This window comes from Zeimonas sediminis, from assembly GCF_023721795.1.
Classification (GTDB): domain Bacteria; phylum Pseudomonadota; class Gammaproteobacteria; order Burkholderiales; family Burkholderiaceae_E; genus Zeimonas; species Zeimonas sediminis.
Genome location: NZ_JAMQYE010000001.1, coordinates 2,788,892 through 2,802,756, shown reverse-complemented (window position 1 = coordinate 2,802,756; position 13,865 = coordinate 2,788,892). Strand labels below are relative to the sequence as shown.

The window sequence follows — 13,865 nt, the reverse complement described above, 5'->3', positions numbered from 1 at the left end:
TCAAAGCCAGCGCTTGCGCCGCTTGTAGGACTTCAGGTTCTTGAACGACTTGCGCTCGTGCTCGCCGCCGCCCAGGTAGAATTCCTTGACGTCCTCGTTGTTGATCAGGTCTTCCTGCGGGCCGTCCAGGACGATCTTCCCGGACTCCATGATGTAGCCATAGCTGGCCGCCTTCAGCGCCATCCGCGCGTTCTGCTCGACAAGCAGGATCGTGATCCCGAGCTCCTTGTTCAGCTGCCGGATGATGTCGAAGACCTCCTTGACCAGCAGCGGCGACAGGCCCATCGACGGCTCATCGAGCAGAATCATCTTCGGCCTGGCCATCAGCGCGCGGCTGATCGCGAGCATCTGCTGCTCGCCGCCCGACAGGTAGCCGGCCAGGCCGGTGCGCTCGCGCAGCCTCGGGAAGAAGTCGAACACCATGTCGAGGTCGCGCTTGATCCCGTTGTCGCGGCGCGTGTACGCGCCGAGCCGCAGGTTCTCGACGACCGTCATGTCCTCGACGATCCGGCGCCCCTCCATGACCTGGAAGATGCCCTTGCGCACGATGTCCTCGGGCGCCATGTTGGCGATGTCCTCGCCCATGAAGCTGACGTTGCCGCGGGTGACCTCGCCGTCCTCGGTGCGCAGCAGCCCCGAGATCGCCTTCAGCGTGGTCGACTTGCCGGCGCCGTTGGGCCCGAGCAGCGCGACGATCTCGCCCTCGGGCACCTCCAGGCTGACGCCGCGCAGCACGAGGATCACCTCGTCGTAGACGACCTCGATGTTGTTGACCGTCAGGATAGGGGGCTTCGCGGCGGCCTTCTTCCCGGCCGCCACGGCTTCTGCCGGGGCCGCGTCGGCCACGGCGGATTCGGCTTGCGCCATGCGTGCTACTCCGCTGCTGTCCGCAAGACCCCCTCTTCCGCGCGGGAAGAGGGGGCGCGCCGGCTGCTTACCACCCGAGCCACTCGGGCTTGCGCGGGATGTCCGCCTCGCCGGCCTTCGAGATCGACTGCTGGCCGCCCTTCGAGTTGGCGCGGTAGATGAAGACCTTGGTGGTGCCGCGGTGGTCCTCGGCAGTCCAGGTCGACGGGATGCACACGCCCTGCAGCTCGGCCGGCACGTGGTCCTTCATCTGCTCCATGGCCGCCTTGATGTTCGGGCCGGTGATGCCGCCGTTCATCTTGGCCGAGGCCGCCATCGCGTCGCGCATGTAGAAGACCGAGCAGATGCCGCGCATGTAGTGGACGGCCCGGTACTCGTTGCCCGACGCATCGGAGATCTTCGAGATCTCGCGCACGGTCTTCATGCCCGGCGCGTCGGACTTCCAGTCGGCGCCGCCGACCACGAACATCACGCCGTCGGCCGCGTCGCCCGCGGTCTTCAGCGCGTTCTCGTCCATCGCCCAGACGTTGCCGAGGAACTGCGTCTTCACGCCGACCGTCTCGCAGGACTTCAGCAGGGAGATCGTCGAGCCGCCGGTGTTGGCCAGGAACGCGTACTGCGCGCCGGAATCCTTGAGGCTCAGGCACTGGGCCTTGAAGTCGCCGGGGCGCAGCGAATACTGGATCGCCGGCATCACCTCGAAGCCGAGCTCCTGCGCGTACTCGCCGCAGGCCGCCTTGGGCGCGTTCGGGAACGGATGGTTGTCGCCCATGTGCACGAACTTGGGCTTGGCGATGCCCTTCTGCTTGGCGTCGCCGGCCGCCCACTGCACCAGCGCGCGGCAGCCGTCGGTGTACGAGGGGCCGTAGAAGAAGTTGTACGGAGCGGGCTTGGCGCCCTTCGGGCCCTTGCCGGTCGGGTCGGTCAGGTGGCCCGAATACGAGGCCGAGTAGTAGGGCACCTTGTCGTTGGCGAGGAAGCCGACCAGCGCCTCGGTGTCGGCCGTGCCCCAGCCCTGGATCGCGATCGCCTTGTCGGTGCCCACCCACTTCTTGTAGGTGGCGATCGCGCGCGGCGCGTTGTAGCTGTAGTCGACGACCTCGAACTTCAGCTGGCGACCGGCCACGCCGCCCTGCTTGTTGATCCAGGCGAGCGCGTCGGCCACGCCCTGCCCGTAGACCTTGCCCACGTCGGAGGTGGGCCCGGTGTAGTCGACGAGGGCGCCGACGAAGAGCGGGTCGGCGGCCGAGGCGCCGCCGGCGCCGAGCGCCAGCGCGGCGGCCGCGGCGGCGAAAACGGTGGTCTTCATGGTGTGTCTCCTCTTGTAGGTCGCTGTGTCGGTGGTGGGACCGGATTTCATGGACTGCTTCCTCCTTTTCGCCGCCGCCTGCGTGGGCGGAGCCCGGCTAGTACGAGAACGGGTAGAGCTTCCAGTAGGCCTTGATCATCTTCCAGCGGTGGGCCAGCCCGTCGGGCTCGAAGATCAGGAACAGCACGATGGCCAGTCCGATCGCGCCCTCCTTGAGGAAGGCGATGCCGTCGGTGAGCGCCGGGAAGAAGGCGCCGGCCGACTGGGACACGGCCTGGATCGTCTCGGGCAGCAGCACCATGAAGGCGGTGCCCATCAGCGTGCCCATCACGCTGCCCATGCCGCCGATGATGATCATCCCCAGGAACTGGATCGACAGCAGGATCGTGAACGACTCGGCAGAAACGAAGCTCAGGTAGTGCCCGAACAGCGCGCCGCCGACGCCGGCATAGAAGGCCGCGATACCGAAGGACAGCACCCTGTACTTGGTCAGGTTGATGCCCATGATCTCGGCCGACAGGTAGTGGTCGCGCACCGCCACGAAGGCGCGCCCGTCGCGGCTGCGCAGCAGGTTCGCACCGACCAGGTAGAGCACGACGACGTAGGTCAGCACCACGTAGAAGTAGTGGCGGTCGCCGGTGATCTCGTAGCCGAAGATGCTGAACGACTGCGCGATCGTGCCCGAGGAGCCGCCGGTGAACCAGTCGGCCCGGGCGAAGAAGTCCTCGAGAATGAACTGGGCGGCAAAGGTGGCGATCGCCAGGTAGAGACCCTTGATCCGGGCGGCCGGGATGCCGAACAGCATGCCGACGAGCGTGGTCATCACGCCGGCTAGCGGGATCGCCCAGAACACCGGCACGCCCCACTTGTTGTTGAGCCACGCCGAGGCGAAGGCGCCGAAGCCGAAGAAGGCGGCATGGCCCAGCGAGATCTGGCCGGTGAAGCCGACCAGGATGTTCAGGCCCAGCGCCGCGATGCCGTAGTAGCCGATCTGGATCAGCAGGTTCAGCTGGTATGGGCTCAGCAGCTCGGTGCCGCCGATCTTCAGCGGCGCGATGCACAGCAGGATCACCGCCGCGATCGCGAAGGCGCGCGAGGCCGGCGTCGGGAAGATCGTCGTGTCCTTGCGGTAGCTGGTCTTGAACTGCCCGCAGGGGATCAGCGCGGAAGAGGTGGTCGCCATGCCTTCAGATCCTCTCGATCTGCTTCGTGCCGAACAGGCCGTAGGGCTTGATCATCAGGATCACGATCAGCGCGTAGAAGGGCGCCACCGTGTACAGGTTGCCGAGGTTCAGGTACTGGCTGTCGACGAACTCGGCCAGGTTCTCGAGCACGCCGATGATCAGCCCGCCGACGATCGCGCCGACGATCGAGTCCAGCCCGCCGAGGATCACCGCCGGGAAGACCTTGATCCCGAAGAAGGACAGCGCCGAGGACACTCCGTTGACCATGCCGACGACCACGCCGGCCAGCGCCGAGACGACCGCCGAGATCGCCCAGGCCGCCGCGAACACCGTCTTGACCGAGATGCCGAGGCTCTGCGCGACCTGCTGGTTGAAGGCGGTGGCGCGCATCGCCAGCCCCATGCGCGAGAACTTGAAGAACCAGGCGAAGCCGGCCATGATCACCAGCGAGATCGCCATCGACATGATGTAGGGCGTCTGCACGTTCAGGCCGAGCACGTTCACCGACTTGGCCGCGAAGACCTCGGGGAAGGGCTTCGCCCACACGCCGAACATCCACTTCATCATCGCCTGGAAGAAGATCGACAGGCCGATCGTGACCATGATCACCGAGATGATCGGCTCGCCGATCAGCGGCCTGAGCACGATCACCTGCAGCAGCACGCCGAACACGGCCATGAAGGCCAGCGTGATCGGGAAGCCCAGCCAGAACGGCACCTCCATGCTGGTGAGCAGCCACCAGCAGGTCCACGCGCCGACCAGCAGGAACTCGCCCTGTGCGAAGTTCACGATCTGCGTCGACTTGTAGATCAGCACGAAGCACATCGCCACCACGCCGTACAGCGTGCCGATGATCACGCCGTTGACGATCAGCTGGAGCAGGAGATCGGTGTTCATGGTTTCCCTTCCTACGCGGCCCGCTCGGCGGGCCCGGCCTGCGCGGCCGCGGGTCCGGCGGCGCCGGTTTCGAGCAGCTTCTCGACCACCAGGTCGGTCTGGATCCGCGACGTGGTGCCGTCCTGGAAACGGATGACCGTGTCGACGTGCACCATCGGCGTGTCGCCGTAGATCGCGTCGATGATGTCCGCGTACTTGTCGGCGATCACGTTGCGCCGGACCTTGCGGGTGCGGGTGAGCTCGCCGTCGTCGGCGTCGAGCTCCTTGTAGAGAAGCACGAACTTGCGCACCCGCTGCGGCTCCGGCAGCGTGGCGTTGACCTTCTCGACCTCTTCGCGCAGCAGCCGGTAGACCTCGGGCCTCGACGACAGGCTGGTGTAGTTGGTGAACGCGATGCTGCGCTGCTCGGCCCACTTCGAAACGATCGAGTAGCGGATGCAGACGATCGCGGCCAGGTACGGCCGGTCGTGGCCGAGGATGACCGCCTCGGCGATGAACGGCGAGAACTTCAGCTTGTTCTCGATGAACTGTGGCGAGAAGCGGGTGCCGGTGGACGTCGTGGCGAGGTCCTTGACCCGGTCGATCACGACCAGGTGGCCGTTCTCCTTCTTGATGTAGCCGGCGTCGCCGGTGTACATCCAGCCCTCGCGGACGTCGGCCTTCGTGGCCTCCTCGTTGCGGTAGAAGCCGAGGAACATGCCCGAGGTGCGCGCGACGATCTCGCCCACGCCGTTCCGGTCGGGCTGGTCGATGCGAAGCTCGGTGTTGCCGAAGGGCAGGCCCACGGTGTCGAAGTCGACGTCGTCGGGCCGGTGGATCGTGTAGGCGCCGGCGAGCTCGGTCTGGCCGTAGATCTGGCGCAGCGGCACGCCCATCGCCTGGAAGAAGCGGAAGGTCTCGGGGCCGAGCGCCGCTCCGCCGGTGGCGGCCGACTTCAGGAAGGTGAAGCCGAGCCGGTCGCGCAGCGGCCGGAACAGGATCAGCTCGGCGAGCCAGGAGCGGCGCTTCTGGTCCAGCGCCTGCAGGCCGAGCTTCATGCCCAGCTCGAACATCTTCTGCTTGAAGCGCGTGGCGTCCATCATGCGGGCGCGCACGTCGGCCGCGATCTGCTCCCAGACGCGAGGCGCGAGCAGCACGAAGGTGGGCCCGATCTCGCGCAGGTCGGCCATCATCGTCTCGGGCTCCTCGACGAAGTTGACCGTGATCCGCGAGATCAGCGGCTGGGCCACCGCGTAGATCTGCTCCATGATCCAGGGCAGCGGCAGCACCGACACGTAGTTGTCGGTGGGCAGCTTCGGGTCGACCTCGAGGTAGGCCGCGCAGTGGCCGAGGAAGGGCCCCGCCTGCAGCATCGCCAGCTTGGGATTGGAGGTGGTGCCCGAGGTGGTGCAGAGAATGGCGACGTCCTCGGCCTTGCCGAGCGCGACCTCATCGGCGAAGCGCGAGGGCTCGCGGGCCTCCAGCGCGGCGGCCATCGCCTTGAGCTCGTCCCAGCCCACCAGGCGCGGGTCGCTGTACTTGCGCATGCCCCGCGGGTCGAAGTAGACGATCTTCTCGATGCTCTTCGAGTTCTCGGCGACCTCGAGCAGCTTGTCGACCTGCTCCTCGTCCTCGGCAAGCACGACCCGCACCTCGGCGTAGTCGACCAGGTAGGCGACCTCCTGGGGCATCGCATCGTGGTAGACGCCGAGCGACATGCAGCCGACCGCGTGGATCGCGACCTCGCTCCAGACCATCTCGGGCCGGTTCTTGCCGATGTAGCTGACGACCTCGCCGCGCCTGACGCCCAGCGCGATCAATCCGAGCGCGATCTCCTTGACCCGGTCGCGGTAGTCGGCCCAGGTGAACTCGTTCCAGATGCCGAATTCCTTCTCGCGCATCGCGACCTCGCCGGGCCACCGCTCGGCGTTGTTCAGCAGCAGCTTCGGAAGGGTGTCGTGACGGGCGACGTCGCCGTGCTCGGCTTGCATCAGGCGGCCTCGTCGTCTTCCACGCCCAGGTAGGCGCGCTTGACGTGCTCGTTGTTCATGATCTCGTCGGGCAGGCCGTCGGCGATCTTCCGGCCGAAGTCCAGCACGATGACCCGGTGGGAGATGTCCATGACCACGCCCATGTCGTGCTCGATCATGATGACCGTCATCCCCCACTCCTCGTTGAGGTCGACGATGTAGCGGGCCATGTCCTCCTTTTCCTCGAGGTTCATGCCGGCCATCGGCTCGTCGAGCAGGATCAGGTCCGGCTTGACCGCGACCGCGCGCGCCAGTTCGACCCGCTTGCGCAGGCCGTAGGACAGCGTGCCGGCGACCGCCTTGCGGATGTGGCTGATCTCGAGGAAGTCGATGATGTCCTCGACGTGCCGGCGATGCTCGAGCTCCTCGCGCTGCGCGCCGCCGAACCAGTAGAGGCCGCCGGTCAGGAAGTTGTTCTTGAGCAGGTGATGGCGCCCGACCATGATGTTGTCGAGCACGGTCATGTGACTGAACAGCGCCAGGTTCTGGAAGGTGCGCCCGAGCCCCAGCGTGGCCCGCTGGTTGGGCGTGAGGCGGGTGATGTCCTGCCCCTTGAACCACACGCTTCCGCTGGTCGGCGAATAGCGCCCCGAGATGCAGTTGAGCATCGAGGTCTTGCCGGCGCCGTTGGGCCCGATGATCGAGAACAACTCGCCGGGCCGGACTTCGAAGCCGACCTCGGTCAGGGCCTGCACGCCGCCGAACCTGAGCGAGATGTCGCGCGCCTGCAGGATCGGCGCCGATTCGCTAGCCAATGTCTCCTCCTCCGCCTCGTGATCGAGGTCTGGAGCCGCCCGCGGCGGCCCCGGCACTAGCTTAGTCTAAGCCAGCCCAGCCGGTATAGTTGTCGTCCGTTTGACAAACTTCGGGGCAAAGGAAATCCGCCGGTGGCACGATCGCTCGACGACCTGCTCGGCCTGTCGCCGTGGATGCGGCAGCTCGACGCGCCGCAGCAGGAACGGGTTCGCCGCGACCTGATCGAGCGGACCGTGCCGGCCGGCGCCTTCGTCTGCCGCAAGGGCGAGCCGATCGAGCACTGGTTCGGCGTGGTCGACGGCCTGGTCAAGATCAGCAGCGTGTCCGCCGACGGCAAGTCGGTGACCTTCATCGGCGTGCCGCCCGGGGGCTGGTTCGGCGAGGGCTCGCTGCTGAAGGACGAGCCCCGCCGCTACGACGCGATCGCGCTGCGCGACAGCCGGATCGCGCTGATGCCGCGCGCCACCTTCCAGTGGCTGCTGGACTCCAGCATCCCGTTCAACCGCTACCTGCTGATGCAGCTGAACGAGCGGCTCGGCCAGCTGATCGCAACGCTGGAGTCCGACCGGCTGCTCGGCCCCGACGCGCGCGTCGCCCGCTGCCTGGCGCAGATGTTCAACCCACTGCTCTACCCGGAACTGGGGCCCAGGCTGGAGATCTCGCAGGGCGAGTTGGGCTTCCTGACCGGGCTGTCGCGCCAGCGGGTGAACCAGGCGCTGCAGCTGCTATCGCGGCGCGGCCTGCTGACCGTGGAGTACGGGTCGGTCACCGTCCTGTCCCTGGACGAGCTGCGCACCTTCGAGGAATGAGCAGCGGGGTCGCCGCCCCGCGCCGGTGATCGAGCCGGGGCCCGCCGCAAGGGTCGGGCCCGGGCGTGTCACTTCGAGTAGTCGTAGAAGCCGCGGCCGGTCTTTCGGCCCAGCATCCCGGCATCGACCATCTCGCGCAGCAGCGGCGCAGGCCGGTACTTCGGGTCGTTGAAGTTGTCGTACAGCACTTCCATGACCGCCAGCTCGACGTCGAGTCCGATCAGGTCGCACAGCGCGAGCGGGCCGATCGGGTGATTGCAGCCCAGCTTCATGCCGGCATCGATCTCCTCTGCGCTGGCCAGCCCCTCCTGCAGCGCGAAGATCGCCTCGTTGATCATCGGGCACAGGATCCGGTTGACCACGAAGCCGGCGCTATTCTTCACGCCGATCGGGGTCTTGCCGAGCCGCTCGGCCAGCTCGGTGACCGTGGCCACCGTCTCCTCGGAGGTGCGCAGCCCGCGGATGATCTCCACCAGCGCCATCACCGGCACCGGGTTGAAGAAGTGCATCCCGACGAAGCGGTCCGGATGGTGGGTGGCATTGGCCAGCCGGGTGATCGAGATCGACGAGGTGTTGGTGGCCACGATCGCCCCGGGCTTCGCGATGCCCGAGACGTTCTGCAGGATCTTGACCTTGAGCGCCTCGTTCTCGGTGGCCGCCTCGATGATCAGGTCGGCCGCGCCCAGGTCCTCGGGATTGGTCGTGGCCCTGATCCGCGACAGCACCTCGAGCTTGCGGACCTCGTCGATCGAGCCCTTCTTGACCAGTCGGTCGAGCGAGCCGGACACGGTCTTCAGGCCTTTCTCGATCGCCGCGTCGCTGATGTCCTGCATGATCGCGTCGATGCCGGCCACCGCGCAGGCCTGCGCGATGCCGTTGCCCATGGTGCCGGCGCCGATGATGCCGACGGTCTGGATGCTCATTTCGGGGTCCTTCATGTCGTTGCGTTGGAGATGGGGGGATTCTATCGGGCCTCGAGAGTGGTTCTTCGGTGGCGGCTTGCGCCCGCGACCGGGGCGGGGCTCGGCTTTCCGGGCGCGGGCGCGCTGTCGCCTTCGGCGAAACGCTTGGTCGCGCGGGCGTTCGGCCCCGTCGCCGGCCCAAACTCGGTCGCTTCGCTCCCTCGAACAGTGGGCCGGCTCTCGCTGCGCTCGCCGGGTCTTCACTGCGCTCCCGCGCCAGCGCACACGCGCCCGGAAAGCCGAGCCCCGCCCCGGTCGCTGGAGACTGGAGCGCGACGAGGCCGCAGACCACCCTCGAGGCCGCGACGAATCGTGACTGGGCCGAAGGCGACGGGAATGGCGACGGCGAGAGCATAAGCGGACGCGAAAGCGCGGCGAGCGACTCGAGACCCAGCGACGTCGTGCCGTCCGAGCCGTTCCGGCTCCCGAACGCCACCGAATCCAGCGGCTGCGCCGGGAGGCGGGGGCCCGGGTGCTTGTGCGCTGGCGCGGGAGCGCAGTGAAGACCCGGCGAGCGCAGCGAGAGCGGACCCTTGTCTGAGCCGGCCCGAAGGGCCGGCGAGTTGGGGTCCGCGACGGGGCTGAACGCCCGCGCGACCAAGCGTTTCGCCGAAGGCGACAGCGCACCCGCACCCGGGTCCCCGCCTCCCGGCACAGCCGCGGGCGCCGAGCGCCGAGCGCCGAGCGCCGAGCGCGAGAGCGCGCTACCCGGTCCGCGCCGCGAACCCCGCCTCCGCCAGCCGCGCCAGCAGCGCCTGCACGTGCTCCGGCCCGCGCGTCTGCACCACGATCTCCACCTCGACGCGTTGCGAGCCCACGCTGCCGAAGGCCCGCTCGTGCCGGATCTGCTCGATGTTGGCCTGCTCCTCGGCGAGGATGCCGGTGACGTGGGACAACGCGCCGGGCACGTCGCGGATGTCCACGTAGAGCCTGGCGAGCCGACCGGTGCGCACCATGCCGCGCTCGATGATCGACGCGAGCAGCAGCGGATCGATGTTGCCGCCGCACAGCACCAGGCCCACGCGCCGGCCGCGGAAGCGGTCCGGGTGCCGCAGCAGGGCCGCCAGGCCAGCGGCGCCCGCGCCTTCGACGACCGTCTTCTCGACCTCCAGCAACAGCAGGATCGCCTGCTCGATGTCGCCTTCGCCGACCAGCACGACGTCGTCGACCCGCTCGCGGATGATCGGCAGCGTGCGCTCGCCGAGCCGGTTGACCGCGATGCCCTCGGCGATCGAACCGGCGCCGACCTCGTGGCGAGTGCCCTTTATCGCGTCGTAGACCAGCGCGAAGCGCTCGGTCTGCACGCCGGTGACCCGGATGCCCGGCTTCAGGTGCCTGGCGGCGGTGGCGATCCCGCCGATCAGCCCGCCCCCACCGATCGGCACGACCAGTTCGTCGAGTTCCGGCTGGGCGCGCAGCATCTCGATGCCTATCGTGCCCTGCCCGGCGATGATCAGGTCGTCGTCGAAGGGGTCGATCATCGTGAGCCCGCGCTCGGCGGCCAGCCTCAGGCCCTGCTCGCGCGCGTCGTCGAAGCGCTCGCCGTGCAGCACCACCTCGGCGCCGAACTCGCGGGTGCGCATCACCTTGACGCCGGGCGTGAAGCGCGGCATCACGATCGTGGCGGGAATGCCGAGCCGCTTCGCGTGCCAGGCCACGCCCTGCGCGTGGTTGCCGGCCGACACCGCGATCACGCCGCGGAGGCGCTGCGCTTCGTCGAGCTGCGACAGCCGGTTCAACGCGCCGCGCTCCTTGAAGGACGCGGTGAACTGCAGGTTCTCGAACTTCAGGAAGACCTGCGCGCCGGTGATGTCGGACAGGATCCGCGACAGCAGGCAGGGGGTCTCGACCACCTGGCCGCGGATGCGGCCGGCGGCGGCTTCGATGTCGGCGAAATCGATCATCGGGACATTCTGGCGCGGACCGCCGCGGCTGGCTACCGGGAACGGGAGCCGCCGGGCGCCGGTATCGGCGAAAGCAAGGCCGCCGTCCGCCGAGGCGGATTCACACAGTCCAGGGGTCGGCCGCCTCGCCGGCCACGTTCCAGCGACTCGCCGCCTCGGCCGCCTGCTCGCGGGTCAGGACACCCTCGTCGCACAGCGCGACCACGGCCGCCCACGCGATCGCCTTCGCGTCGACCTCGAAGAATTCCCGCAGCCGCGCCCGGGCGTCGCTGCGCCCGAAGCCGTCGGTGCCCAGGGTGACGTAGCGGCGGCCTTCCGGCAGCCAGGCCCGGATGCTCTCGGGAACCAGCCGCACGTAGTCGGTGGCGGCGACGATCGGCCCGTCGGTACCGGCGAGGCAGTGCTGCACCCAGCAGGCGCCGCCCGCGGCGGCGGCGGCGGCTGCTGCGTCGGCCGGCCGTGCCGCGCCGACATCGCCGGACGCACTTCCCGCGAGGGCCAGCCGATGCCTCCGCTCGGCGCTCATGCCGTCGCGCGCGAGCTCGGAGAAGCTGGTCACGCTCCAGATGTCGGCCGCGATGCCGATCGCTTCGAGCAGCTCGGCGGCCCCGATCGCCTCGCGCAGGATCGCGCCGGCGCCGAGCAGCTGGACCCGCGGCGCCGCGGGCTTAGAGCGGCGGCGACCGCCGCCGGCGGGAGCCGCTGCGGCGCCGGCGGCGCCAGTCCCGGCCTCCCCGCCGGCACCGGCCGCCCGGAAGCGGTACATGCCGCGCAGGATGCCCTCGCGCACCACCGGATCGACCTCGATGCCAGTCCCGTCGCCGCCCTGCGACAGGCCCGGCAGGCTCGGCTGCGCGTAGTTCTCGTTGCCAACCGTGACGTAGTGGAACACGTCGCGCTGCTCGACCAGCATCTCGCGCATGCCGGCGTCGACGATGACCGCCAGTTCGCCGGCGAAGGCCGGATCCCAGGCCTTGCAGTTGGGCACCGTCATCGCGTGCAGGTGGCTGGAGCCGTCCTGGTGCTGCAGGCCCTCGCCGGCCAGCGTGGTGCGGCCCGAGGTCGCCCCGATCAGGAAGCCGCGCGGGCGCTGGTCGGCGGCGGCCCAGATCAGGTCGCCGACCCGCTGGAAGCCGAAGATCGAGTAGTAGATGTAGAAGGGCAGCATCGGCTGCCCGTGCGTCGAGTACGAGGTGGCGGCGGCGGTCCACGAGGACAGCGCGCCGGCCTCGGTGATGCCCTCCTCGAGGATCTGGCCGCAGACGTCCTCGCGGTAGTAGAGCATCGAGCCGGCGTCCTCGGGCTCGTAGCGCTGGCCGTGCGGCGAATAGATGCCGACCTGCCGGAACAGGTTGGCCATGCCGAAGGTGCGCGCCTCGTCGGCCACGATCGGCACGATGCGGGGGCCCAGCGCCGGGTCCTTCAGCAACTGGCCGAGCATCCGCACGAAGGCCATCGTCGTCGACATCTCCTTGCCGTCGGCGGCCAGCGCGAAGCCGGCGTAACGGCCGACCGGCGGCACCGGCACCTGGGCGCAGTCACTGCGCCGCGCCGGCAGGTAGCCGCCGAGCCTGGCGCGCTGCTTCTGCAGGTAGCGCATCTCGTCGCTGTCGTCGCCGGGCCGGTAGAAGGCCAGCGACAACGCCTGCTCGTCGGTCAGGGGCAGCGAGAAGCGGTCGCGGTAGGCGAGCACCGCGTCGGGGTCGAGCTTCTTCTGCTGGTGCGTGGTCATCCGGCCCTGGCCGGCCGAGCCCATGCCGTAGCCCTTCATCGTCTTGGCCAGGATCACGGTCGGCTGGCCGCGATGCGCGACCGCCGCGCGGAAGGCCGCGTGAACCTTGACGATGTCGTGGCCGCCGCGGTGCAGCCGGTCGATCTCGGCGTCGGTCATCGCCTCGACCAGCGCGGCCAGCTCGGGCGACTGCCCGAAGAAACGCTCGCGGTTGTAGCGGCCGTCCTTCGACGAAAGCGTCTGGAACTCGCCGTCGACGGTGTCGGCGAAGGCGCGCAGCAGCGCCTGCGCGCGGTCGCGCTCGAACAGCGCGTCCCAGTCCGAGCCCCAGACCACCTTGACCACGTTCCAGCCGGCGCCGGTGAACACGCCTTCCAGCTCGTCGATGATCCGGCCATTGCCGCGGACCGGCCCGTCGAGCCGCTGCAGGTTGCAGTTGATGACGAAGACCAGGTTGTCGAGCCGCTCGCGCGCGGCAAGCGCCAGCGCGCCGATCGACTCGGGCTCGTCCATCTCGCCGTCGCCGAAGAAGCCCCAAACCTTGCGGTCGCTGGCGGCGAGCAGCCCGCGATGCTCCATGTAGCGCATGAAGCGCGCCTGGTAGATCGCCGAGATCGGGCCGATGCCCATCGATCCGGTCGGGAACTGCCAGAAGTCCGGCATCAGCCACGGGTGCGGGTACGAGGACAGCCCCTGCAGGCCCTTCTTCGCGGCGCTGACTTCCTGTCGGTAGTGCTCGAGCGCCGACTCGGGCAGCCGGCCCTCCAGGTAGGCGCGGGCGTAGACGCCCGGCGCGGAGTGCGGCTGGAAGAAGACGAGATCGCCGCCGTGCTGCTCGCCGCGCGCGCGGAAGAAGTGATTGAAGCCCACCTCGAACAGGTCGGCCGCCGACGCGTAGCTCGAGATGTGGCCGCCCAGCTCGCCGTACGCCTTGTTGGCCCGCACCACCATCGCCAGCGCGTTCCAGCGCACGATCGCCGCGATCCGCTGCTCGATGTCGAGATCGCCGGGAAAGCGCGGCTGCTCGCCGACCGGGATCGTGTTCCGGTAGGGCGTGACCAGTGACGGCTTCCAGCCGACCTGCTGCGCGCGCGCGTGCTGCGCAAGGCGGTCGAGCAGGTACTTCGCGCGCTCGGGGCCCTGCGTGGCGATCAGCGTGTCGAGCGCCTCGATCCACTCGGAGGTCTCGGTGGGGTCGACGTCGACAGCCGGCTCGTCGACGCGGGGCGGTTCGGAAACGCCCTGGGTCTGCGGCAGCCAGTTCTGGGCGGAAAGGTCGGTCATGGTCGTGCTCCGGTGCCGCCGGTGCGTGGGGCCGGCGCTCGCCGCGAGCCTGGCGGGGCGAGGCGGCTCTAGCGGCGTATCGAAGCACACTGTATTGCAGATTCGGCCGAATCGGATGCCGAATATCCGTCCGCATTCGGGTTGTCGCGGCA

At 68.8% G+C, this 13,865-nt stretch carries 10 protein-coding genes; 1 reads left to right on the top strand and 9 read right to left on the bottom strand.

Going from position 1 to position 13,865, the window contains the following annotated elements; genetic code table 11:
* The 6 genes from M6I34_RS13245 to M6I34_RS13220 form a co-directional block, all read right to left on the bottom strand.
* Nucleotides 1–867, bottom strand: coding sequence for an ABC transporter ATP-binding protein (locus M6I34_RS13245; protein ID WP_272486150.1), 867 nt, complete (start codon nucleotides 865–867; stop codon nucleotides 1–3).
* Nucleotides 868–934: 67 nt separating this feature from the next.
* On the bottom strand, nucleotides 935–2,176 hold the full coding sequence (locus M6I34_RS13240; RefSeq protein ID WP_272486149.1) for an ABC transporter substrate-binding protein: 1,242 nt from the start codon (nucleotides 2,174–2,176) through the stop codon (nucleotides 935–937).
* Nucleotides 2,177–2,273: 97 nt separating this feature from the next.
* On the bottom strand, nucleotides 2,274–3,359 hold the full coding sequence (locus M6I34_RS13235) for a branched-chain amino acid ABC transporter permease (RefSeq protein WP_272486148.1): 1,086 nt from the start codon (nucleotides 3,357–3,359) through the stop codon (nucleotides 2,274–2,276).
* A 4-nt stretch (nucleotides 3,360–3,363) separates the two neighbouring features.
* Nucleotides 3,364–4,257 (bottom strand): branched-chain amino acid ABC transporter permease, encoded by an 894-nt coding sequence (locus tag M6I34_RS13230; protein WP_272486147.1) that lies wholly within the window; start codon nucleotides 4,255–4,257, stop codon nucleotides 3,364–3,366.
* An 11-nt stretch (nucleotides 4,258–4,268) separates the two neighbouring features.
* Nucleotides 4,269–6,227 (bottom strand): long-chain fatty acid--CoA ligase, encoded by a 1,959-nt coding sequence (locus tag M6I34_RS13225; protein WP_272486146.1) that lies wholly within the window; start codon nucleotides 6,225–6,227, stop codon nucleotides 4,269–4,271.
* Nucleotides 6,227–7,021 carry an ABC transporter ATP-binding protein gene (locus tag M6I34_RS13220; protein ID WP_272486145.1) on the bottom strand — a complete coding sequence of 265 codons (795 nt, stop codon included), beginning with the start codon at nucleotides 7,019–7,021 and terminating at the stop codon, nucleotides 6,227–6,229. Before M6I34_RS13220 ends, M6I34_RS13225 begins: the two co-directional genes overlap by 1 nt.
* Nucleotides 7,022–7,195: 174 nt before the next feature.
* On the opposite strand from M6I34_RS13220, the gene M6I34_RS13215 reads away from it, so the two are divergent.
* Nucleotides 7,196–7,831, top strand: coding sequence for a Crp/Fnr family transcriptional regulator (locus tag M6I34_RS13215; protein ID WP_272486680.1), 636 nt, complete (start codon nucleotides 7,196–7,198; stop codon nucleotides 7,829–7,831).
* A 68-nt stretch (nucleotides 7,832–7,899) separates the two neighbouring features.
* On the opposite strand, the gene M6I34_RS13210 is transcribed toward M6I34_RS13215, so the two are convergent.
* The 3 genes from M6I34_RS13210 to aceE form a co-directional block, all read right to left on the bottom strand.
* On the bottom strand, nucleotides 7,900–8,754 hold the full coding sequence (locus M6I34_RS13210; RefSeq protein WP_272486144.1) for a 3-hydroxybutyryl-CoA dehydrogenase: 855 nt from the start codon (nucleotides 8,752–8,754) through the stop codon (nucleotides 7,900–7,902).
* A gap of 743 nt (nucleotides 8,755–9,497) precedes the next feature.
* Complete coding sequence (locus M6I34_RS13205; RefSeq protein WP_272486143.1) at nucleotides 9,498–10,697, bottom strand: threonine ammonia-lyase; 1,200 nt, start codon at nucleotides 10,695–10,697, stop codon at nucleotides 9,498–9,500.
* Between the two features lie 100 nt (nucleotides 10,698–10,797).
* Complete coding sequence (gene aceE / locus M6I34_RS13200; RefSeq protein WP_272486142.1) at nucleotides 10,798–13,713, bottom strand: pyruvate dehydrogenase (acetyl-transferring), homodimeric type; 2,916 nt, start codon at nucleotides 13,711–13,713, stop codon at nucleotides 10,798–10,800.
* Between the last annotated feature and the right edge of the window lie 152 nt (nucleotides 13,714–13,865).

Coding starts and splice junctions, on each gene's coding strand:
- aceE (WP_272486142.1), bottom strand. CDS start 13,713: ATGACCGACCTTTCCGCCCAGAACTGGCTGCCGCAGACCCAGGGCGTT.
- M6I34_RS13235 (WP_272486148.1), bottom strand. CDS start 3,359: ATGGCGACCACCTCTTCCGCGCTGATCCCCTGCGGGCAGTTCAAGACC.
- M6I34_RS13215 (WP_272486680.1), top strand. CDS start 7,196: ATGCGGCAGCTCGACGCGCCGCAGCAGGAACGGGTTCGCCGCGACCTG.
- M6I34_RS13230 (WP_272486147.1), bottom strand. CDS start 4,257: ATGAACACCGATCTCCTGCTCCAGCTGATCGTCAACGGCGTGATCATC.
- M6I34_RS13245 (WP_272486150.1), bottom strand. CDS start 867: ATGGCGCAAGCCGAATCCGCCGTGGCCGACGCGGCCCCGGCAGAAGCC.
- M6I34_RS13210 (WP_272486144.1), bottom strand. CDS start 8,754: ATGAGCATCCAGACCGTCGGCATCATCGGCGCCGGCACCATGGGCAAC.
- M6I34_RS13240 (WP_272486149.1), bottom strand. CDS start 2,176: ATGAAGACCACCGTTTTCGCCGCCGCGGCCGCCGCGCTGGCGCTCGGC.
- M6I34_RS13205 (WP_272486143.1), bottom strand. CDS start 10,697: ATGATCGATTTCGCCGACATCGAAGCCGCCGCCGGCCGCATCCGCGGC.
- M6I34_RS13225 (WP_272486146.1), bottom strand. CDS start 6,227: ATGCAAGCCGAGCACGGCGACGTCGCCCGTCACGACACCCTTCCGAAG.